This window comes from Paenibacillus chitinolyticus NBRC 15660 (assembly GCF_000739915.1).
GTDB lineage: Bacteria > Bacillota > Bacilli > Paenibacillales > NBRC-103111 > Paenibacillus_F > Paenibacillus_F chitinolyticus.
This window is the reverse complement of sequence record NZ_BBJT01000002.1, coordinates 480,912-503,246: the sequence shown is the minus strand read 5'-3', so window position 1 is coordinate 503,246 and position 22,335 is coordinate 480,912. Positions and strand designations below refer to the sequence as shown.

Annotated in this window: 17 protein-coding genes; 14 read left to right on the top strand and 3 right to left on the bottom strand. The window is 55.0% G+C overall.

What is annotated here, in order from left to right; all coding sequences use genetic code 11:
- The first annotated feature begins 8 nt into the window (after positions 1–8).
- From dcuC to PCH01S_RS03750, 3 genes are all read left to right on the top strand, one after another.
- Positions 9–1,367 carry a C4-dicarboxylate transporter DcuC gene (dcuC, locus tag PCH01S_RS03760; protein ID WP_042226954.1) on the top strand — a complete coding sequence of 453 codons (1,359 nt, stop codon included), beginning with the start codon at positions 9–11 and terminating at the stop codon, positions 1,365–1,367.
- A gap of 68 nt (positions 1,368–1,435) precedes the next feature.
- Positions 1,436–2,359, top strand: a complete 924-nt coding sequence (gene rbsK / locus PCH01S_RS03755) for a ribokinase (RefSeq protein ID WP_042226952.1) — start codon at positions 1,436–1,438, stop codon at positions 2,357–2,359.
- Between the two features lie 4 nt (positions 2,360–2,363).
- Positions 2,364–3,587 carry a NupC/NupG family nucleoside CNT transporter gene (locus PCH01S_RS03750; RefSeq protein WP_042226950.1) on the top strand — a complete coding sequence of 408 codons (1,224 nt, stop codon included), beginning with the start codon at positions 2,364–2,366 and terminating at the stop codon, positions 3,585–3,587.
- Positions 3,588–3,775: 188 nt separating this feature from the next.
- On the opposite strand, the gene PCH01S_RS03745 is transcribed toward PCH01S_RS03750, so the two are convergent.
- A complete protein-coding gene (locus PCH01S_RS03745) occupies positions 3,776–5,020 on the bottom strand; it encodes an MDR family MFS transporter (protein WP_042226948.1) in 1,245 nt (414 codons plus the stop codon).
- Between the two features lie 123 nt (positions 5,021–5,143).
- On the opposite strand from PCH01S_RS03745, the gene PCH01S_RS03740 reads away from it, so the two are divergent.
- Both PCH01S_RS03740 and PCH01S_RS03735 read left to right on the top strand, forming a co-directional pair.
- Positions 5,144–6,985, top strand: a complete 1,842-nt coding sequence (locus PCH01S_RS03740; RefSeq protein WP_042226947.1) for an SgrR family transcriptional regulator — start codon at positions 5,144–5,146, stop codon at positions 6,983–6,985.
- A gap of 74 nt (positions 6,986–7,059) precedes the next feature.
- A complete protein-coding gene (locus PCH01S_RS03735; protein ID WP_042226944.1) occupies positions 7,060–7,524 on the top strand; it encodes a hypothetical protein in 465 nt (154 codons plus the stop codon).
- 123 nt (positions 7,525–7,647) lie between these two features.
- On the opposite strand, the gene PCH01S_RS03730 is transcribed toward PCH01S_RS03735, so the two are convergent.
- Positions 7,648–8,568 carry a phosphotransferase family protein gene (locus tag PCH01S_RS03730; protein ID WP_042226942.1) on the bottom strand — a complete coding sequence of 307 codons (921 nt, stop codon included), beginning with the start codon at positions 8,566–8,568 and terminating at the stop codon, positions 7,648–7,650.
- 281 nt (positions 8,569–8,849) lie between these two features.
- On the opposite strand from PCH01S_RS03730, the gene PCH01S_RS03725 reads away from it, so the two are divergent.
- Together PCH01S_RS03725 and dhaK are read left to right on the top strand one after the other, a co-directional pair.
- Positions 8,850–9,275 carry an SRPBCC family protein gene (locus tag PCH01S_RS03725; protein ID WP_042226940.1) on the top strand — a complete coding sequence of 142 codons (426 nt, stop codon included), beginning with the start codon at positions 8,850–8,852 and terminating at the stop codon, positions 9,273–9,275.
- 98 nt (positions 9,276–9,373) lie between these two features.
- The gene (dhaK, locus tag PCH01S_RS29600; protein ID WP_042226938.1) at positions 9,374–11,137 is read left to right on the top strand and encodes a dihydroxyacetone kinase subunit DhaK; all 1,764 of its coding nucleotides are present in this window, start codon (positions 9,374–9,376) and stop codon (positions 11,135–11,137) included.
- Positions 11,138–11,254: 117 nt separating this feature from the next.
- On the opposite strand, the gene PCH01S_RS03715 is transcribed toward dhaK, so the two are convergent.
- Positions 11,255–12,238: a glycerophosphodiester phosphodiesterase family protein gene (locus PCH01S_RS03715; protein WP_042226936.1), complete on the bottom strand. Its 984-nt coding sequence runs from the start codon at positions 12,236–12,238 to the stop codon at positions 11,255–11,257.
- A gap of 223 nt (positions 12,239–12,461) precedes the next feature.
- On the opposite strand from PCH01S_RS03715, the gene PCH01S_RS03710 reads away from it, so the two are divergent.
- From PCH01S_RS03710 to PCH01S_RS03680, 7 genes are all read left to right on the top strand, one after another.
- Positions 12,462–14,966: a WG repeat-containing protein gene (locus tag PCH01S_RS03710; protein ID WP_042226935.1), complete on the top strand. Its 2,505-nt coding sequence runs from the start codon at positions 12,462–12,464 to the stop codon at positions 14,964–14,966.
- A gap of 119 nt (positions 14,967–15,085) precedes the next feature.
- Complete coding sequence (locus PCH01S_RS03705; RefSeq protein WP_042226934.1) at positions 15,086–16,312, top strand: AraC family transcriptional regulator; 1,227 nt, start codon at positions 15,086–15,088, stop codon at positions 16,310–16,312.
- Positions 16,313–16,356: 44 nt separating this feature from the next.
- Complete coding sequence (locus PCH01S_RS03700) at positions 16,357–17,358, top strand: ABC transporter substrate-binding protein (protein ID WP_042226932.1); 1,002 nt, start codon at positions 16,357–16,359, stop codon at positions 17,356–17,358.
- Between the two features lie 198 nt (positions 17,359–17,556).
- The gene (locus tag PCH01S_RS03695) at positions 17,557–18,423 is read left to right on the top strand and encodes an alpha/beta hydrolase (protein WP_042226931.1); all 867 of its coding nucleotides are present in this window, start codon (positions 17,557–17,559) and stop codon (positions 18,421–18,423) included.
- Between the two features lie 56 nt (positions 18,424–18,479).
- On the top strand, positions 18,480–19,289 hold the full coding sequence (locus PCH01S_RS03690; protein ID WP_042226929.1) for a 2,3-dihydro-2,3-dihydroxybenzoate dehydrogenase: 810 nt from the start codon (positions 18,480–18,482) through the stop codon (positions 19,287–19,289).
- A gap of 23 nt (positions 19,290–19,312) precedes the next feature.
- A complete protein-coding gene (gene dhbC / locus PCH01S_RS03685; RefSeq protein WP_042226928.1) occupies positions 19,313–20,623 on the top strand; it encodes an isochorismate synthase DhbC in 1,311 nt (436 codons plus the stop codon).
- Positions 20,620–22,332, top strand: a complete 1,713-nt coding sequence (locus PCH01S_RS03680; protein WP_042226926.1) for a (2,3-dihydroxybenzoyl)adenylate synthase — start codon at positions 20,620–20,622, stop codon at positions 22,330–22,332. The genes dhbC and PCH01S_RS03680 overlap by 4 nt, the downstream gene beginning before the upstream one ends.
- Positions 22,333–22,335 lie beyond the last annotated feature (3 nt).

The window sequence follows — 22,335 nt, the reverse complement described above, 5'->3', positions numbered from 1 at the left end:
ATCTCGACTTGGCAGAACTTATATTTGGCTTGATCGTGGTCGTGCTTGCGGGCTGGATGATCAGTAAGAAAGTCAATGCTACCGTTGTTTTGTTCGTTGCAGGAATTGTACTCTTATACGGCGCTGTATTTATGGGGCATAACGTTTTGCCCGCGGAGGCGGCGACGGGTTCCAGATGGTTTGACCCGATGAAGTCGATTACAAACAATTTTATAAGCAATTTAGGCAATATCGGTATGACGATCATGGTATTATTCGGCTTCTCATCCTATATGACGAAAATTGGCGCGAACGAAGTGACCGTTCAAACCTTAATGAAGCCGTTAGCCGGAATTAAATCGGTCTATGTGCTCGTCCCTGTTATTTTCGTAGTCGGTAACCTGCTGTCGCTTGTGGTTCCGAGCGCTTCGAGTCTTGCCATTTTGCTCATGGCTACACTGTATCCGGTTTTGAAGCGAATCGGCATGTCCGGATTGACCGCAGGTGCCGTTATTGCGACAACAGCGACGATCATCCCGACGCCGCTGGGCGCGGATAATGTCATTGCCGCTCAGACGCTGGGTATTGATTTAATGGAATACGTCATGAAATATCATGCCGTCATTTCGATTCCGACGCTTATATTGATGACCTTCGCGCATTATTTCTGGCAGAAATATATGGATAAGAAAAATCCGGAAACCGATACAATCGACGAATCGAAGCTTGGAACGCTGCGCACGGATTTGCCGCCAACTTATTATGGCTTCCTTCCGATTCTTCCACTCGTTCTGATTACGGTATTCGGTATCTTCGTTAAATCGATCAAAATCGGTCTGGTTGAAATCACGTTTATTTCGCTAATCGTTGCAGTCCTTGTCGAAATGATCCGCAAACGTAAAATTCAGCAAGTGTTCGAAGAATTGATGGTGTTCTTCCGGGGTATGGGGGACGGGCTTGCGATGGTTGTTTCGCTGCTTGTTGCCGCAAGCTTGCTTGTTGACGGCCTGAAGGCGCTCGGCATTGTAGACATGCTGACCGATTCGGTAAAAGATTTGAACGGCGCCGGCATGATCCTGATGTTTGCCTTCTCGGGAATCACGGCCCTCATCGGCCTGATCAGCGGCGGCGGACTTGCGGTGTTCTACGCCTCGGTCGGATTGCTGCCTGCCATTGCGCAAAACGTAGGCATTGACGGGGCGATGCTGTCGATTCCGATGCAGTTGATCGCGAACCTTGTGCGTTCGGTTTCGCCGGTAGCTGCATGTATCATTGTCGTTTGCAGCATCATTCAGAAAAGCCCGATGGAAGTTATCAAGCGGACCTCTGTTCCGATTATAGTCGGCATCATCAGTACGCTGGTGTTGTCCTACGTGATGTTCTCTTAAGCGGTAACGATGATCGCTGTGTAAGAACACTTAAACAGAGGGTTTTATAGGATTGGAGTGAGAGAAAAATGAAAAAGATATGCATACTTGGAAGTATTAATATGGATTCCAGCTTATTGCTGGAATCCCTCCCGCACGAAGGAGAGACCCTATTTGCATCAGGAAAACTTGTCGGTCCCGGCGGGAAAGGATTTAACCAGGCCGTGTCGGCGGCCCGGCTTGGAGCTTCCGTACACTTTATCGGCAAAGTCGGGGCGGATGAATACGGCAAGCAATTGGTTTCTACCCTGCGGCAGGAAGGTATTCATACCGAACATGTCGGCGTAAACCCGGATCTGCCTACAGGAGAAGCTTTGATCCTATTCAGCAACAGCGGCAGCAACATGATCGTCGTCAGCGCCGGCTCGAATATGGCCATTACAGCGCAGGATATAGAGGAATCCAGAGAAATTATCCAATTATCCGACGTCATTCTGTCTCAATTCGAAGTGCCGATCGAAGTCATTCAGCATGTTTTTACAATTGCGAAGGAAGAAGGGAAGGTCACGGTGCTGAACCCTGCGCCGGCCAAGGCGATTCCGCCCGCGCTGCTTCAAGTCACGGACTTCCTCATCCCGAACGAAAGCGAGATGCACATGATCACCGGTTGCGATACGAACTGCGAACAGGATATGGTGCAGGGGGCAGCGACTCTGCTTGAACAAGGCGTAGGATGCGTAATCGTCACACTCGGTGACCGGGGCAGCCTCATTTGTCACCCTGACGGCAATTTATCCATTCCTGCCGAAAAAGTTGCCGCGATCGATACGACTGCCGCCGGCGACAGCTTTATAGGGTCCTTCTGCACCAAGCTGCGAAGGCAGGAACGGAAGCAGCTCAGGCATGTGGCGGAGGCGGTCAAGTTTGCCAGCCGCTTCTCGTCGATTGTTGTCCAGCGCAAAGGCGCATTCCAATCCATCCCCTATGCTTACGAACTAGCAGAAATGAGCTGATAACATGAGCATTTTATGGGGACTTGTAGGCTTAGCCGTTATTTTGGGGATTGCCTATCTGATGTCTGACCATAAGAAAAAGATCAATTATCGTACGGTTATCGTTGGGCTTGGAATTCAACTGGTATTTGGTTATATCGTACTCAAATGGGATACCGGCAAACAGATGCTGGAAGTCGTATCCGCAGGGTTTACGAACTTATTCCATTACGGGTACGAAGGTCTTTCCTTCGTGTTCGGAAGCTTGGCGGATAAGACGCAGGCCACGGGTAATATCTTTGCCATTCGCGTAGCGATGCTGGCTGTGTTCATTACGCCGCTGATCGGCATTCTATACCGATTCGGCATCATGCAGTTCTTCATGCGGGTCGTTGGCGGAGGGCTCGGCAAATTGCTGAAGACAAGCCGCGCGGAATCGTTGGCAGCGGCAGGCAATATTTTTCTGGGGCTGCAAGAAATTCCGATCATGATCAAGCCCTATATGAAGTTCTTGACTCGGTCGGAGATGTTCGCGATCATGGTCGGCGGCCTCGCCTCCGTCGCGGGAGGAATCATGGTGGCCTATGCGGCATTAGGCATTCCGATAGCCTATTTATTGTCCGCGAGCTTGATGTCGGCTCCGGCGGGTCTCATCATTGCGAAAATTATGATTCCGGAAACCGATACGCCGGTAGAAGCAGGCTCTCGCGAACTTGAAGAGGAAGATTCGGATACGAAGGATAACCTCATCAATATTATTTCGAAAGGCGCTTCGGCGGGGATGAGGATGGCAGTACAGATAATCGCCATGCTGATCGCGTTTGTTTCTATGGTAGCGCTGCTAAACGGACTGCTGGGTTGGGTCGGAAGCTGGTTCGGGTACGGAGATTTGTCGCTTCAGATGATTCTGGGCTGGGTGTTTGCACCGCTCGCATTTGTGATCGGCGTTCCTTGGTCCGAGGCCACGATAACGGGCAGTTTTTTGGGGCAGAAATTCGTCATGAATGAAATGATCGCCTTCGGTTCATTTGCGAAAGAAATGGAGCATTTGTCGCCAAAGACGATTGCGATCGTAAGCTTCGCGCTTTGCGGTTTTGCGAATATCGGTTCCATGGGGATCCTGTTAGGCTCCATGCGATCGTTAGCTCCTGAACGAAGTCAAGAAGTGGGACGTCTTGCCTTTAAGGCAGTGATCGCAGCTTCGCTGGCTAATCTGTTAAGCGGTACGATCGCGGGTATGTTTATGTAGAAGTAAAGAAGTCAACGGAAAGTCATCGAAGCATTGCAATCTCGACATGAGAATCTGCAATGCAGATTAAAGCCGTTCCTGGGCCTAACGCCTGAGAACGGCTTTGCTGTGTTTTGTCCGCGGCGGCTTAGACACAAAGAAAAACGGAAAGGCGCACCCGTTAAGGGGACGTTCTTCCCGCCGGGGCGTCAGCAAGATTCGGACAGCTCGGAGGGTTCGGCACCTACGGGATGTTCGCCAAGCTGCTGTCCTCTGTGAAAGAACGGGAATGCGGCAAGCGCGAGCAGCGCCAAAATGCCGAAGATGAGCGGTCCTTGACCGAAGCCCAGCCCCTGAAGCAGGAGCCCGCCGATCCAGGCGCACAAGCTCTGCCCCAGAAATGCGAAGCCGCTGGCTCCGTAATAGGCTCCCCGGAGACGCTCGGGAGCGATTTCGCCGATGAGCACATCTCCCACGACGAAGCACAGAATCTCGCCCATGGTGAACACAATCATCGAGAGAAAGAGCAGCGCCGTATTCTCAAAGAGACCGAATCCGAAAAGTCCCGCCCCGAACAGGAGGCAGCCCGTTTTCAGAGCCGTCAGGGACGTGTAGCGCTTCATAAACCGAGTCAACGGATACTGCAGGAGCAGCACGCATAACGTGTTGACGACAAACAGGCTGGAGTAGACCGCTACCCGGTCATGGCCGATGTACTGCGACAAGGTTGTGTCGAGGTGCGAGTAAGCCCCGGCGACGAAAAAATTGCCGAGCAGCAGATAGAGAAACACCTTATCGGTAAAAACGATCTTCATCATTTGTTTCACGGTTGCGCCGGGCTCGTCATTGCTCTGCAGCATATGTCTGAAAGAGAACATAAAGACGATCAGCAGCGCGGCATACACGGCGTAGATAGCGGCGCTGACCAGAAAAGGCAGCAGGGACGACGTGCCTCCGATGCCCAGCTTCAGGCCGATTAAAGGCCCGACGGCACCGCCGATATTGATGGCGAAATAGCGTGCGTTAAACACTTCCGTACGGCTTTCGGCCGGGGTCACATCGGCCAGCAGGGCACGCGCCACAGGTTCGAACACGCTCCGGAACAGCCCGTTTAGGGCGCTGAGGACAAAAAACAGCCAGGTCGCGTCGGCAAAGGCGAAGCCGATAAACACCAGGCTCCAGGCCGCCATCGACGCAATCATCACGGGATAACGGCCCAGGCGGTCGGACAGCGCGCCTCCGGCAAAACTGCCCAGCGTGCCCACGAACAAGCTTACGGCCAGAATGGCTCCGATCGTCGCGGGATCAATGCCCTTGACCTTGCCCAGATAAATGCCGAGAAACGGAATCGTCATAAAAAAACCGGTCCGGGACAGGAAAGTCCCGATAATGACTCCCCAGGCGACGGGGTGAAAAGAGGGAATACGGAATATTTTTGTTTTTTTCGTTTTCATGGGGATCATCCTTTTTTTGTCGTTATGTTCAGTATAGCTGCACAAAAGGGGATGAAAAGTGTATGATTTGATGGAAACAGTTCACCTTTTATTACGAATTTATCGAAACGGAGGAACGAAAACATGCAGACCGTGCTGCCTTTTTTGGAACTCCGGCTGTTTTTCAGAGACCGGGAGCCGCAGAAACCTTTTCCCGTTACGGTCGACGAGCTGGCCGGTATTTGGCACTGCACGCCCCGCTACGTGAAGCTGATCGTCCGCGCGCTATGCGAACAGGGGTGGATCGATTGGCAGCCCGGCAGGGGCCGCGGCAACAAATCGAAGCTGACCCTCGTGCTGGATTCCGACGAGCTTCTGCTGGAGGAAGTCCGCCGCCGCACGGAGCAGGGTGAGGTTCACGAAGCGATGGAGCTGATGAACCGGTTCGGCGGTCCCGCCGTCAAAGACCGGTTTATGGACTGGATTTCCGAAGGCATCGGTTTCTCTACGGCAGGAGTGCCGGATTTCCCGCAGGAGACGCTTTGTATGCCCGTTTTCCGCTCGATTACGACGCTGGACCCTGGCCTTGTCTACTATGCTTTCGACTGTCATATGGCCCGGCAGCTTTTCAATACCCTCGTCGAATATGACGAAGAGCAGCGGCACGTTATTCCCTGCATAGCGCATTCCTGGGAAAGCAGTGAGGACGCCAGAGAGTGGACCTTTTATTTGAGAAAAAACGTTCTGTTCCATCACGGCCGGGAACTTACGGCGGAAGATGTGATGTTTACGCTAAACCGGCTCAGGCACGATCCCGGCCGTTATGACAGCGGATGGATGTTCCGGGATATAGAGCAGATGGACGCTCCCGACCGGAAAACGGTCGTCATCCGGCTAAGGGAACCGAATTACTTGTTCCTGAAATTTTTGTGTACGATCGCGGCCGCCATCGTACCGGAGGATGTTGTGCGCCGGGACGAGGCCGCATTTGCGGAGATGCCCGTAGGCACTGGGCCTTTTCGGGTCGAATGCCGCAATCAGGGGAGATGCGTGCTGGAAGCTTTTCCGGCTCACTTCCGGGGCCGGGCCCATCTGGACCGCGTGGAGGTGCTCATTTTTCCGCCGGAGGAGTCCGGCCGCTTGAAAGAACCCGACTGGACGTCCATCATGACATCCCACGGAGAGACATCCGGCGCGAGGCGGGAGGCTCTGGTCAGCGGGGAAGGGGGATGGCGGAACATGGAGACGATATTCAACTGCAGCAGCATGCTCGTCTTTAACCAAAGGAAAAAAGGCCCCCACAATCATCCCTTGTTCCGGGAAGCGCTTCATCACATTATCGACCGGGAAGCGCTGATCGCCGATCTGAAAGGCGAACGGTTATGTCCGGCCCAAGGCTTTCATCCGCAGGAAGATATGGGGAAGAGGGCGGGAACCTATTATCCAGTGAAGCGACGGTTTGAAATTGAGACGCTTCTGGAGCAAAGCGGATATGCCGGAGAGGTACTGGAACTCGTCACGTATTCCCATCACGAAGAAGACGCCTGCTGGATTCAGGCACGCGCCCGTACGTTCGGCGTTTACATTGAAATCCGAGTACGGAACGCGGAGGAATGGTCGGACCGCGCTTCGCTGCAGCGCTACGACTGCCAACTTTACGGGATTGTTCTGGGAGGCGACGAGGTGCGCGAGCTGGAGGTATATCTTCAGAACAATTTTTTTGCCGCCCTGTGGGACAGCGCGACGGAAGAGGTTGTCCGCCGTGAAACGGCCGCGATTTTGCGGGAGCCGGTCGAGGCAGCTCGGAAGGAGAGATTTGCGGGTCTCGAACGCTGGGTCCGGCAGACCCATGCCGTTATGTTCCTCGTTCATAAAACGACGAACACCGCCTTCCACCAATCCGTCCGCGGAGTGAAAATCAACTCTTACGGGTGGGTCGATTTTTATCATATCTGGTTCAATACAGGGGCGGCCGTCTCAACTTGACAGACTGCGATAGCTGCGACCCTGACTGCGGGTAGAATGGTTGGTTGATACCTCTATGAAAATGGATATTAACTATGAAAAAATTTCGGGGAAAGAAAAGATACTTCCGCCATTTATGGAAGAAGGTTAACGACTTTTATTTACAACCGGATAACGAATCTTGGTTTGATTTTTGGCATTTCCATCTCGATTTTTGCGGGACTGGAGAACATAGCTTAAAGCTTAGAAGAGAACATATTAAAGCCCATCTTGCGCTGTACAATATTTTATTAAAGAGGCTGGAACGAATTGAAAAGCCTTCTCAAAGCTGGATATGCATCCATGAACAAGACGCGGGTTTGGATGCCGTTTATATTCATACACCCAACCCGAACGGCGACAATTTTCCTCATAAGCTTAAATCAATAGATTGGCATTATAAGTTACCGAATACGTTTAAAGATTTAATTGATCTTGAACAATTCAATGTCGGCTATTATAAGTACGAAGATGGGAATATTTATTTTATTCAATCAAAGGAGCAAGACATGAAGTTATAATGAGATTCGGCTGCTCAGAAAATTAGCGAAAAGCTTCATTAAAAAAGAAGAACCTTTCTCAGGTTCTTCTTTTTTTTGTGGCGGAAACGGCTGATCTCAACCATTGAAAATGCCTTATTGGCTTCACTCCAGCGCTTCCAGCGTTTCCAGTCCGCTCTTCAGCGCCTCGGGATCCTCGTTTTCCACGCCGAACAGCGCTTCCTGCAGGGCAAACGTTCCCTTGTAAAAGATTATCCGGCTCAGCATTTCGCGGGCTTTCGGGTTTTTAACCAGAACAAGCCGGAAGAAAGATTCCCCGTAGGAGGCAAGTAAAGCCGCATAATCGACTGCCGGATCTCCCATGCCGGCCGAGCCGAAATCGAGAATTCCGCTTACCCGTTTGGATACGGGCTCGTACAAAATATTCGAAGTCCCGAAATCCCCGTGAATGAGCGAAGGGGTGATTTCGAAGTTCGCTTTGCAGCCGAGAAACGCGGAGAAATGCCGGTCTGTCCAAGCACGCGCGCCCTGTTTCATGCAGGGATAAAGCCGGCTTTGGATGCGTTCATACATATCCGACCATTCGCGGTAGCCGTCATACCCGGGTTCACGCTGCGCACACGCCAGATCCTTCGGGTCCAGTCCATGCAATTCTTGCAAGAAATCATCGAGTTGTCCGGCTATATGACGCAGAAATGCTTCATTCGGAACGTGTTCCTCTTGAGAATCATTCGACGCCTCGGCCTGCAAAAGATCGGCTTCTAGCGGTTCTCCCTCGATTTTGTTGTACCCGATGAAAGGGAGTTCTTTAAGTGAGGGGCATGTATGGATAAAAACCGGTCGCGGAATTTCCAACGATACATGATCCGCCGCATAAAGCAGGAAAGCGACTTCTCTCTCCATGTCTCGGATGGCCGATTCATATTTGGGGAACCGGAAAATCAGCCGGCCGTTTATGAGCCAAACGTCGTTGTTTTGCCCGGCCCCGATTTTTTCGGCCGTGTCCAGCGGCAGCTCGGGATAACGCTGCCGGATGGCTTCCAGATAAGGCTGTGCTTTATTCATTGCGGGCAGCTCCTATTTTACTAGATTTTACTAGTACGAGCGTCTGAAAGTCTTCGTTTCATGTGTCGTACGTTCTTTTACCCGAAAAGTACATGAAAAACCGGGCGCCATGCGGCCCCGCTTTGCTGGACAGAATACAGGGCGGAATTGGTATAATAGCAGCATATAAATGCTTGCCGACAACCCATGGACCCAACCGGCAGCGTTCACAAAGGTTTTGGAACCCGGCGAGGGCTTTCTGCCCGTTTATGGGTAAGGCGGCTATTTAAGGAGGAGAAAGGATGGCCAAGGAAATTTCCCGCATCAAAATCGGCGCACCCGCAGGTAACGTATGGGACGCGCTTACCCGCCCCGAACTCGTGAAGCAGTGGCAGTATGGAAGCGAGCTTGTGACGGACTGGCAGTCTGGAGGCGAAATTCGTTTCCGTAACGAGTGGGAGGGGCAAGTTTTCGAGCAGTGGGGAACCGTACAGGAAATCGTGCCTGACCGGCTGATCCGGTATACGCTTTTCGCTCCACGCCCCGGTTTGGAAGACAAGCCGGAAAATTACTTCGTCATGAGCTATCTTTTGGAGGATGAAGGGGGCTGGACTACGCTGACGATCGAGAAAACGGATAACCGTCCGGACGCCGGCAGCGGGGTAACGGAAGACGAAGAGGTTTCACCGGTGCTCTCTGCACTCAAAAATCTCGTCGAAGGGAACTGATTCTACCGCAGGCGTTCAGGACTCGCAATCGAATCGTGACTACCTGCGTAATTCGGCAGGCCTATTCTTTTAATAAGCCAACGAGAGGAGCGAAAGCGATGAAGAAGATTATGAACAAGCCGGAAAACCTGGTTAAAGAGATGTGCAGCGGTTTTGTGCTCGCTCATCCGAATCTGGAGTTTGACCGTAAATATACGATTATCCGCAAAAAAACGATCCGTCCCGATAAAGTGACGCTGATCAGCGGCGGGGGAAGCGGGCACGAACCGGCGCATGCGGGATTCGTGGGCAAAGGGATGCTGGATGCCGCGGTCTGCGGCGATGTTTTCGCTTCTCCGTCCCAGATACAGGTGTACCAGGCGATCCGTTCAACCGCCGGCCGGAAGGGAACGCTGCTCATTATCAAAAATTACAGCGGCGACATCATGAACTTTAAAAACGCGGCGCATCTTGCGGGCGAAGACGGCATACAAGTCGATTTTGTGAAAGTGGACGACGATATTGCCGTAGAGGACAGCTTATACACCGTCGGGAGAAGAGGCGTTGCCGGAACGGTTCTCGTACATAAAATAGCGGGCGCCGCCGCGGAAGCGGGGATGTCCCTGGAGCAGGTAAAGCAGGCGGCACAGAAGGCCGTGGACCGTACGAAAAGCATCGGATTCGCTTTGTCGTCGTGCACGGTGCCGGCCAAAGGCAGCCCGACTTTCTCCATGGAAGAGAATGAAATGGAGTACGGGGTAGGCATCCACGGCGAACCCGGTATCCGGCGTGAAAGTGTGCTTACGGCCGATGACCTGGCCCGCAGAATGGTAGCCGAGCTGCTGCAGAGTCTGCCCGAAGACGAAGATAATGCGCCGGAAGTGGCGGTGCTGGTCAACGGGTTCGGCGGCACTCCGCTGCAGGAGCTGTATCTGCTGAACCATTCCGTTCAAAGGGAACTCGCCTCGCGGAATGTTGCCGTATATAAAACGCTAGTCGGCAATTACATGACTAGCATCGATATGGAAGGCGCCTCGCTCACCCTCATGAAGCTGGACGACGAGCTGAAAAATCTGCTCCGCGCGGAGTGCGATACACCGGCCCTCACTGTCCGTGAATATACAGAGCCTCTAAGCTGGACGGCAGTCGCTCCTGATGAGGAGGCGTACGGGGACAAGCCGATTTCCTTTAGCGTTGTGACTCCGGAAGAGAGCGCCGTTATTCATAACGAAAGGCTGTCTCTGGATAATATGATCTATCTGATCGATACGATGAGTGAAATCATTATCGAAAATGAGGTGCAGTTCTGCGAGCTGGACGCGCATGCGGGAGACGGCGATTTCGGAATGAGCGTTGCAAAAGGCTTTAAGCAGTTGAAAACGGAATGGAACGAACTAACCGACCGGGCTTCGGACATCGGATCGTTTCTGGATGGCTGCTCCCTGATTATAATGGAGCACTGCGGCGGCGCTTCCGGCCCGATCTGGGGATCGGCTTTCCGGGCGGCGGGCAGAAACGTCCGTGGCAAAGCCGGTCTGGATGCGACGGATATCGCTGGAATGCTGCAAGCTGCGGTCAAAGGAATTCAGGACACGGGAGAAAGGTCGTTCGGCAGGGGAGCGGTAGTCGGTGACAAGACGCTGATCGATGCGCTTGTTCCTTACGCCGACTCGTGGGAAGCGAGTGCCGCCGCAGGCACGGACCTGAGATCTGCCGGAGCCGCGGCTGCAGAGGCTGCGGTAGAGGGAGCGAAGAAGACGGAAGCGATTGTCGCCCGGATGGGCAGAGCGGGAACCGTCGGCGAGCGGAGTATCGGCTATCCCGATGCGGGAGCGCATGCGTTGGGGGTTATTTTCACCGGCCTCGCCAAAGCGCTTAAATAATCGAAGGAAGGATACCGTCCTTACGAGATAGTAAAGAAAAGAACCGGCCCCTTTCAAGGGGACCGGTTCTTTTTTTTGCTTATGCGGCCCGGCAGTTCGCCTTGCGCTGCCATAACCTTATTTTCCGTAAAGCGGAGCGATTCTGTCTATGCGGTTCGTCCAGATTCCGCCGCTATAGCCGGAGGGCAGCCGTTTGACGTCTTCAGGGGAATCGAAGCCGCTGGAAAAGTCGCTGCCGTCTCCCCCGACAACTATAACGCGGGTGTTTGCCTCGTCCATCCGGTTCAAAAATTTGTCCGGCCAGCCCCACAACCACGGCGCGATTTTCTCCGGAATGTGCAGCTGTGTCCGCTCGCATGCCGAAGGTATGTAACCTGTCCAGCCTGCGGCTATGTAAGGGATCAGACAGCTTTTCATCGTGGCCAACGACATCACCCGTATACCGGGAAGCTCCGCCTTTAACGCGTCAATAGGTTCGTCACCCCCGTAGACGGTAAGCCGCTCCACTTGTTCTTTGGGCCGTACGGACAGAAAATCGGCCAGTTGTTTTCCTTCTGCGGCATCATTACTTTTGATATGAATCAGAAAGGAACGGTCGGGAAATAACTTGAGCACTTCCCCCAGAGAAGGCATGAGCCCTGTTCCTTTGCCGCGAAAAGGATACGTCTTCCCGTGATCGGGGGTATAGCCGTAGCCGATATCCAGTTCTTTCAGCTGCGCCATCGTGTAGTCACTGGTTTTACCGGCGGCCGGGGTTCGGCAATCCAGGGTCCAGTCGTGAAAAACGGCAAACTGACCGTCTTTAGTCGGTTTGATATCCAGCTCCACACTGTCCGCACCCGCTTGAAAAGCCGCTTCCATAGAGGGAATCGTATTTTCCAGATAAGGATGCTCGGGCGGATAAATCCGTTCGGCTGTGCACGTGTCGTTTGCGATGTTCTCCATGGTGAAGGTTTGCGCAAGTCCCCGATGGGCGAGGAGGTAGGGAGCGCCCGCCTCCCTTTTGACGAAAAGGGAGCTGTTATTGACATAAAAGAAAACCAGAAGCAGGGCGGCAAAAAGGAAAAATTTACTTTTTAGAATGCGCTTGATTTTTTTCATGGAAGTTCCTCTTATTTTTCGAAGATTGGCTGTGGTTTAAAAACTTGAAGCGATTGTACACCGAATTCCGCCGTGTCCGCAAGGCCCCTACATATCTTCTAAGATTGTGAGGTGGCGGCCGCCCCCGCCAAACTTATCCCAAACGAATTTCACCGTTTGCAAGCATATCTACTGGAGGAACGCATACGATTAGGCGAAGCAAGGGGAAAAAGGAGGATCGCCTATGCGGGCTGACGAGATGCAGGTGACTTCGCTAGTATCGGGGTTTTTACCGCAAGGAGCCGAACTGATGACGATAGAGAAACCCGCCGCACAACCCGCGATTCACTCGGCCGACTTAACAGGGGACGGCATACCGGAAATTGCGGCGGTTTACCGGTTAAACGGTGAAATGTACCTGCTTGTATTGACTTGCCGGGACGGCGTTTGGCAGAAAGCGGCGACTGTAAAAGGAACCGGTTACGGCGTAACGCTGCTGTCGTCCGCCCCCGTTCTGCGGGCCGGTCTCAACAATCTGCTCGTAGGCTGGCAGATCGGTTCCATTTGGTCGAAGCTGTCGGTTTACGAATGGACGCCGGAAGGGCTTAAAGACGCCGCTCCCGCGGACATGAGCTACAGTTATATCGAAGCAGAGGATATGCCGGGTCTTACCGGGCGTAACGGAAAAGCCGAAGTGGCGCTGTGGATTCATGATACGGGAGAAGCCTACCGCGTCCAGGTGCTGAGGTGGAGCGGCGGGGCGTTTGTGCCGGCGCCGGATGTTTATCCTTATTATTTTCCGCGTGTGGTCCGGTACTACGAGGCGATGACCCGGCAGCATCCGGATTATACGTTTTACTGGTACTACTTGGCGGACGCCCAGTACCGGGCCGGGCTGCCGGAGGCGGCGCTGGTATCGGTCCGGAAGGCGCTGTCTTTTCCGAATCCCTATCCTTCGCGTGAAAAACTGCTGGAGCTCCGGTTGAACATTTTGAACGGGCTCGGCAGATCACCCCAAGCACGGATGCCGGCCCTGTATCCCGCTTCATTGAAAACAACGTCCGGACTGAAATGGGGCTACATCGATCCGGAAGGAAGGCTGGCGATCCGGCCGGTTTACGAGGACGCCGCGGATTTCCAGCAGAACGGACTCGCCGTCGTCGGACGGGACGGGAAATACGGCCTGATCGACCGGTGGGCGCACTTTGTCGTGCGGCCTGTTTACAATTCGATCAATCCGTTTTCGGAGCGCCGGGCGGTCGTCATCGACAGCGAAGGCTTCAAGCTGATCGACGAGAAAGGCAAAGTTCTGACTCGTCGTGCCTACCCGTTCATCGCCAATATGGAGAACGGGCGAGCCGTTTTCTACGTCACCGAAGGGGGAAGCGGCGATACCGGAACGAGCAGATACGGCTATCTCGATGCACAGGGCAGAGAGGTGATTCCGGCGCAGTTCGAGGAAGCGAACGATTTTAGCGACGACCGGGCCGTCGTTAAAATCCGCGACAGCGACTATGCGCTTATCGCTCCGGACGGCCGCAAGCTGGCGTCCTACCCTTACGCATTCGTCGGACCGCACGGAGACGGCCTTCTTGCGTTCCAGCAAACTTCCGGCGGCAAGTACGGCTACATCAATGAACGGGGGAAAGTCGTTATTGCGCCGTCCTTTACGGTGGGACTGCCGTTCCATGACGGCCGTGCCGTTGTCAGTACGTCGGAAGACTACAAGTGGACATACGGCGTCATCGATAAAGCGGGCCGGTATGTGATCAAGCCGGCTTACAACGACATCCGCGATTTGGGAGAGAAGCGGTTTGCACTCGGCAGGGCGATAGATCCCGAACAGCCTTTCCTCGGTTCGGTTTACGCGATCGCGGACTGGGACGGAGCGCTGCTGTCGGATTTTCTGTACGACGAGGTTTCCGACTTCAAGGACGGGTTAGCCTCGGTGACGGAAGCCGAACAAACCTATTTCATCGATCGCAGCGGCAAACCGGCGCCGGGCTATCCGAGAGTGGAAGGAAGCGGCACACTCACGCTCGAGCGGGGAGGACTGATCAAAGCATACACCGATCGCAGGCTGGCTTATCTGAACCGTGCCGGCAAGGTTATCTGGCGTCAGAACACGGTTATTCCCCTGAGACCGCCTTACCTCGTAAGAGAAGGTAAATATAAGCCGAACCGCGACTATCTCGTCTATTACCCGCAGGTCGAAGGCCTGAAGGACGAGACGGTACAGCGTTCGGTCAACGACAGACTGAAGGAATGGAGCCAGGTGAAGCCCGTTCCCGGAGACGTGAAGCTTGATTATTCGTATTCCGGCGATTTCCAGGTCGCTTTTTTCAAAGATAAGCTGCTTGAGCTGGAATTGACCGGGTACAAATACCCGTTTGGCGCCGCTCACGGCATGCCTTCCAAAACGTATGCGATCCTTAACCTGGAGAACGGCCGCATGTATGCACTTAAAGATTTGTTTAAACCGGGAAGTGACTATGTCCGCATACTCAGCGCTATCGTGGGCAGGCAGATTAAAGAAGACCCGCAATATGCGTATGTGTTTCCGGACAGCTATAAGGGCATTAAGCCGGATCAACCGTTCTTTGTGACCGAGAATGCGCTTCATCTCTATTTTTTTCCGTACGAAATCGGCCCGTATGCCGCAGGTTTTCCGACTTTTACCATCCCGTTTGCCCGGATTGGCGCCATCATCGACCGGGAGGGACAATTTTGGAAAGCGTTCCATGCTTGAGGCGGGACGTTTTTCTTTTTTTGTTATCATTGATAATCATTATCATTTAAATTAAAATAGAGAAAAGCAGGCGAATCACGACGTCGATTATTCTATATCCCAGATGAGGGGGAATGCAGATGAAGCCGGGCAAATCATCGGCACGCATCGAAGGTCGCGGAGAACGAGCAGCGGCCACGAGACCATACCTGACTGACATCCGGGTGTATATGGATTCGCATTATCACGAGCAGTTGACCGTCCGGCAGCTTGCCGAACGCGTTCATGTCAGTCCGAAATATTTTGTCGATCTTTTCAAAAAAACGTTCGGCCAGAGTGCCATGGACTATTTGACCGATTTGAGGATCAACCGGGCCAAGCGTTATTTGTCCGAGCCCGAACCACTTCTATTGAGGGAAATCGCCCAGCGTGTGGGATATAAGGACGAATACTACTTCAGCCGGAAATTTAAAAAGGAAGTGGGCATGTCACCTACGGAGTTCGCGCGGAGTTCGAAACACCGGATCGCGGCTTGGTCCCCAGACATGACCGGGTATCTGATCGCCCTTGGCCTGACGCCGCTGGCGGCTCCGCTCGATCCCAAGTGGACGGCTCATTATTACTACTCGTACCGGAAAAAAATCAGATACGCGCTGAAGCTGACGGACCCTTATGTTACGGGAACCTTCGAGGAAAATGCGGATCTGATGGCGCGCCTGAGGCCGGATGCCGTCGTGGCCGGGGACGGATTAAGCGACGAGCAGCAGGATACGATCGGTAAAATCGCGCCCGCTCTTTTTGTCCCGACTTCACAGGAGCTGGGCTGGCGGGAGTATTTGCGCCTTATCGCGGTTTTCCTGAAACGTACCGACGAGGCGGAGCAGTGGATCCGGGGCTACGACAAGCTTGCGGATGAGGCCCGGATTCAGTCGGAGGCGGCGCTTGGAGATGACGGGATCCTGATCGTGCGGCTTTACGGCAAGGGGCTGTATTCCTACAGTAACCGGGGAATGGAGGATGTGCTTTTCAAAGATTTGAACCTGCGGCAGGTTTCATCCGGCAAGCAGTCCGCCCCGATCCGCCCGGAAGATATCAGAGCGCTTGATCCGAGCCGGATTCTCGTCCTGGTTTGCCCCGAATCGGAGTCGAGGGCCTACTGGCTTGCCCTTCAGCACTCACCCGAGTGGAAAACGATCGAAGCGGTCCGTTCGGGAAACATTTATCCCATATCGGCCGATCCCTGGCTGGAATACTCCCCGGTCGCCGTCGCACGTATGCTGGATGAAGCGATGCTGCTGTTTACGGGAAAATGTCCAAACGCCTTTCTGGATCATGTGCATGGCGGAAGTCTTCCCGCTGACTTATAATTCCTGTGAATGAGAATCATTATCATAGGGGGCAGAGCTTAGTTATGCGCAATTCATTTGGTATCCTGAATAAAATCGTTACGGTGAAGGTGCTCGCCGTTATATGCACCGCTCTGATGCTGACCGCTTGCGGAGCTAATCCGAATGCGGGATCCGCTGACGGCAAAGCGGGAGATACAAGCGCTTCGGCGGCACCGACCGGTGCGGCCGGCGGACAGGAACGGACGTTTACGGACGAGTTTGGCCATACCGTCAAAGTGCCGGCTTCTCCAAAACGGGTCTTTGCGCCCTACTTGGAAGATTCGCTCACAAAGCTTGGAGTAACCCCGGTCGCTCAATGGTCTGCGGGAGGACAAGGCAACAGTTACTTGAAGGAGAAGCTGAGTCAGGTGCCCAAGCTTGACTTTTCGAGCGGAGCCCCTTCTCCGGAAGTCGTGACCGAACTTCAGCCCGATCTGATTATTCTGCAAACAGAATCGTACGCATCCAACGGAGTTTACGAGAAATACTCCAAGATCGCTCCGACGTATGTATTCAAAAACGCTTCAAGCGATCCGGCTGCTTCACTAAGCAAGCTCGGCGAGCTGCTGGGCAAGACCGAGGAAGCGAAGCAAGCTTTGCAGGCTCACGACAAAAAAGTGCAGGAAGCGAAAGCGAAGCTGCAGCAGGCTGCGCCGGGTAAAAAGGCCGCTGTCATCCGTTTTGCGAGCAGAGGCGTAAGCCTGATGGGCGGCAAATACTTGGCCGGTGCCGTCATTCACGATAAACTCGGATTCGGGATGTCAAAGCTGGTGGACGGCAAAAACTCCGCAGCTATCTCGCTTGAAGTGCTGCCCGACCTGGACGTGGATTACATATTTATGATGAATCAATACGGGCAGGGAACGGAGCGGATGAAAGAAATCACCGATAGTCCGTTTTGGAAAAAGATTCCTGCCGTCCAAGCCGGACACGCCTATGAGGTGAACAGCGAATACTGGCTGGGAAGCGGAATGATTGCCGACGAAATGATGATCGACGATGTGGTCAAGCTGATTGCGAAATGATAGAGAGAACCGTGTACGGGTTAATCCCGTCCACGGTTTTTTTCTGTAAAGTTATTAGTTAAAAATGGATTTTGACCAAATAAATTCCGGATTTCTTCCATGTGCCGGGGGGATAGGAGCCTATATAATTTTAAATGAAAATGATTATCAATATCACTAAATGAATGCTTACATTTCTTTACTAGGAGGCCGCAAAGAATGGTATCACGTGTGGGAATACCCCGCAGAACTTTTCAGGGAGAGACGGCGAATGGCGGTGTGGGGATTCCGAACGCCGAACAGCGGGTGATGCGTTCGTCCCGAACGAATCTGTCCTACCGGATTATGACGGCAATTCCGCCGGGACCGCCTCCCTCGACGGGTTATCCCGTCTTTTATGTCCTGGACGGCAATTCGGTATTTGCCACCGTTACGGAGGCTGTGCGGGTTCAATGCCGACGTCCCGAAGTGACGGGCGTCAAAGCGGCGCTTATCGTAGGCATCGGATATCCGACGGACGAACCGTTTCATCCGCAGCGATACTTCGATTATACGCCTGAAAAGACTGCCAAATATACGCGCAAACCGGACGGAACGATGCTTCCGGAGCAGGGAGGCGCGGCTGCCTTCCTGGATTTCATTCAGGAAGAGCTGAAACCGGTCATCGCAAGGGAGTACCCCGTCGACCTCACGAATCAGACGATCATGGGTCATTCTCTCGGGGGATTGTTCGTCCTGCATACGCTTTTTACAAGACCGGAATATTTCCGTACCTATATCGCCGGGAGCCCGTCCATCCATTGGAACCGCGAATGGCTCGACGAACGGGAGAAGCTGTTTACGGCTGCGCTTGACGCGGGTTCGCTGCAGAAGAGTCCGGGCATCCGGGCGCTGATTGCGATGGGAGAGCTCGAAAATGCGCATCCCTCGGGCAATTACAGAATGGCCAGAGAGATGGCCGTCAGGCTCTCGAAGCTGGAGAACCGCGGCTTAAGCGCACAGTGGCATTCGTTCGAAGAGGAAGGGCATGTTTCCGTCCTTCCCGGATTGATCAGCCGGGGGCTGAGGTTCGCTTTCCGCCCGTAACGAAAGCGGCAAGAGGAACCTGGACATACAGCCAATGGAAGGGAGCGAATTGAAGAATGACAGAAAGTCCGTTTGCACGTGTGCCATTCACGGGAATCTCCGGCAAAGTTGCCGTCGTGACGGGCGCCGCCCAAGGCATCGGCGAAGCGGCCGCAGCCGTCCTTGGCAGCTTGGGCGCCGTAATAGCCGCCGTAGACCGGCAGGGCGACAAGGCGGCGCAGGCAGCCGAAGCTCTGGCAAGCTCGGGCGTTTCCGCCGCTGCCTATACGGCCGACGTGGCGGACAGCAGGGCCGTGGAAGAAGTCATCGGCCGCATCGAGCGTGAGCAGGGCCCGGTCGATATACTCGTGCATGCGGCGGGAGTGCTGCAGTATGGAACCGGCGTAACGCTCGGCGACGAGGAGTGGGAGCGGACATTCGCCGTGAACACGACCGGCGCCTTCTATGTGTGCCGCTCCGTCATCAGCCGCATGTCCAAGCGCCGCAGGGGGTCGATCGTGCTGATCGGCTCTAATGCGGGGACCGTGCCGCGTTACGGTATGAGCGCTTACGCCGCGTCCAAAGCCGCCGCGGCCATGATGCTGAAATGCCTGGGCCTTGAGCATGCCGCGGAGGGAATCCGCTGTAATATCGTGTCCCCGGGATCGACGGACACGCCGATGCAGCGGGGCATGTGGGAAGACGAAAGCGGGGAATTCAAGACGATTTCGGGATCGCCGGAACTGTACAAGCTGGGCATTCCGCTCGGAAAGCTGGCGACTCCGGAGGATATCGCCTGGGCCGCGGCTTTTCTTTCGTCGGATCAGGCGGGTCATATAACGCTTCACGATATTCGAATCGACGGCGGAGCCACGCTCGGCCGCTGACAGATAAAAAGGAGTGGATAAACATGATGCTGGGTCAAAAGGAAAAATTGTTATCCCCGGCCGACTTGCTCGATAAGTACAGCGAAGGTTCGGCGTTTTATTTCGGCTCGCCCCGCCGGACGCTGCTTGCGGAAGGGGAGCTTGTCCGACTTTCCGTTGAAGGGAAAGGGGAAGAACTGGAGCGGCTGCCCCGCCGGGTCGCGGACCTGCTGGCGGGTGTCCGCGCGGGGAATGCCGCCGAACCCGTTATCGTCGGAGCGATTCCGTTCACCGTGAACAGCGGAGTCAGACCGGAACTGTTCGTACCGCGGCATACCGAGTGGGCCGGTCCTTTGGCGGATGCGGAGGCGGTTCAAGCCGATGTTGCGGGCGATACGGCCCGTTCTGTTTTTGACGGGGAAGTCGACGGCGGAACCTTCAAAATCGTATCGTTCCCGACGGAATCCGATTACGAGGCGGCGGTGCGAAAAGGACTGGAGCAGCTGCGGTCCGGCAAACTGCGCAAGGTCGTGCTGTCGCGTTCGCTGCGGCTGGAAAATTGCCCGCCCGTTCAAACGGGACGCCTCCTGCGCCGCCTCGCGGCAAGCAATACGCGCGGCTATACGTTTGCCGTTCCTTTGCGAGCGTCCGGCAGCGGCCACAATCCCGGCCAGGGCCAAGGCACGGCGCCGGCTTCCGCCGCCCACACGCTGATCGGCGCCAGTCCGGAGCTGCTTGTCGCGCGTTCGGGCCAGCTGGTCACGGCCAATCCCTTGGCCGGCTCGGCGGCCCGCAGCAGCGATCCCGCCGAGGACAAGCGGCGTGCGGACGCGCTCCTGCTGTCGGCTAAAGACCGCCACGAGCATGCGGTTGTGGTCGATGCGGTAGCCTCCGCGCTCCGCCCTTACTGCCGGAAGCTGGATGTGCCGGCAGAGCCTTCGGTCATCGGGACCAAAACGATGTGGCATCTGTCCACGAAGGTGACCGGAGAGCTGCTGGAACCGGCGGCAAGCTCCCTTGAACTGGCCGTCGCCATGCACCCGACGCCGGCGGTATGCGGCACCCCGACAGGTCCCGCGAGAACCGCCATCCGAGAGCTCGAATCGTTCGACCGGCGGTATTTTACCGGTATGGTCGGCTGGTGCGATGCGGCCGGTGACGGCGAGTGGGCGGTGACGATCCGCTGCGCGGAGATCGCGGAAGATGCCGTGACTTTATACGCGGGAGCCGGGATTGTCGAAGGTTCGGACCCTGCTGCCGAACTGGCCGAGACCTCCTCGAAGCTCAAAACGCTGCTTCTCGCGATGGGAATGGACCCGGATACGGGAAGCGGCGGAGGAGGCAAGAGCGTATGAGCGAAGATTATCCGTACTGGCCGGACGAGTTCGTCCGGAAGTACCGCGAAGCGGGCTGCTGGCGGGGTGAAACGTTCGGCGGAATGCTCCGTGAACGCGCCGCGGCCCACGGCGACCGATCCGCGATTGTCGGCGGTGAAGAGCGTGTCACCTACGCCGAGCTGGATCTGAACGCCGACCGGCTGGCCGCCGGATTGAAAGGACTCGGAATCCGGAAAGGCGACCGGGTCGTCGTGCAGCTTCCGAACGTGCCGGTATTCTTTGACGTGATTTTTGCGCTGTTCCGGCTTGGCGCTCTTCCCGTCTTTGCGCTGCCGCTCCATCGCCGGAGCGAGATTGTTCATATCGCTTCGTATTCGGAAGCGGAGGCCTATATCACCATCGACAAGTACGCCGGCTTCGACTACCGCACGCTGGCTTCGGAAGTGAAAGCCGAAGTTCCGGGCCTCCGTCACGTACTCGTAGCCGGAAATCCGGGCGATCATCTGAGTTTGGAAGAAACGTATGCACACGAAATTCCGGCTATTCGGGGTAAATTACATCCTTTACAGGTGGATAGATCCGAGGGACAAGCATCCGATGTCCGTGAAGAACAGCCGGGTACGCCGGATGCCGGTCCTGCTCCCGGAGACACTGCTTTTCTCCAATTGTCCGGCGGGAGCACGGGGCTTCCCAAGCTCATTCCGCGTACGCACGACGATTACATATACAGTCTTCGGCGCAGCGCGGAAGTATGCGGGCTGGACGGCGGCAGCGTATATTTGGCCGCTTTGCCGGTCGCGCATAATTTTCCGCTGAGCTCGCCCGGGGCGCTCGGAACCCTGTATGCCGGAGGCACGGTCGTGCTTGCGCGGTCGGGCAGTCCGGACGAGGTGTTTCCGCTGATCAGGAAGGAAAAATGCACTATTGCGGCTGTCGTTCCGCCGCTGGCGCTTGTCTGGCTGGAAGCTGCCAAGACGAGAGGCGAAACCCTTCATCCGCTCCAGGTTCTTCAAGTAGGCGGAGCCAAATTCAGCGAGGAGGCGGCCAAGCGCGTCAAGCCCGAGCTGGGCTGCACGCTCCAGCAGGTTTTCGGCATGGCGGAAGGTCTTGTGAATTACACCCGGCTGGATGATGCGGAGAGCGTCATTACGGGCACACAAGGGCGGCCCATGTCACCGCTTGACGAAGTACTGATTCTCGATGACGAGGATCGTCCGGCGGCTCCGGGAACGATCGGTCATCTGCTGACCCGGGGACCTTATACCATCCGCGGTTATTACAAAGCCCCCGAGCACAATGCGCGCAGTTTTACGCCGGACGGCTTTTACCGGACGGGAGATCTGGCGCGTATGACCCCTGAGGGGAATCTTGTGGTGGAAGGCAGAGCCAAGGATCAGATTAACCGGGGAGGCGACAAGGTAGGCACGGAAGAAGTGGAAAACCATCTGCTTGCCCATTCCGCCGTTCGGGACGCCGCCATCGTGTCGATGCCCGACGAATTTCTGGGCGAGCGTTCCTGCGCTTTTATTTTGTCGAGGGATCCTCATACGGGTGGCGACGAACTGCGCTCCTTCCTCCGCCGCCGCGGCCTGGCCGCTTATAAAATCCCGGACCGGTTCGAATTCATTGATTCGTTTCCCCAGACGGGAGTCGGCAAGGTGAGCAAGAAAGAGCTTCGACAGCGTATTGCGGCTCTGCTGCTGGAAGAAGCCGGAGTCAAAAGCTAGATT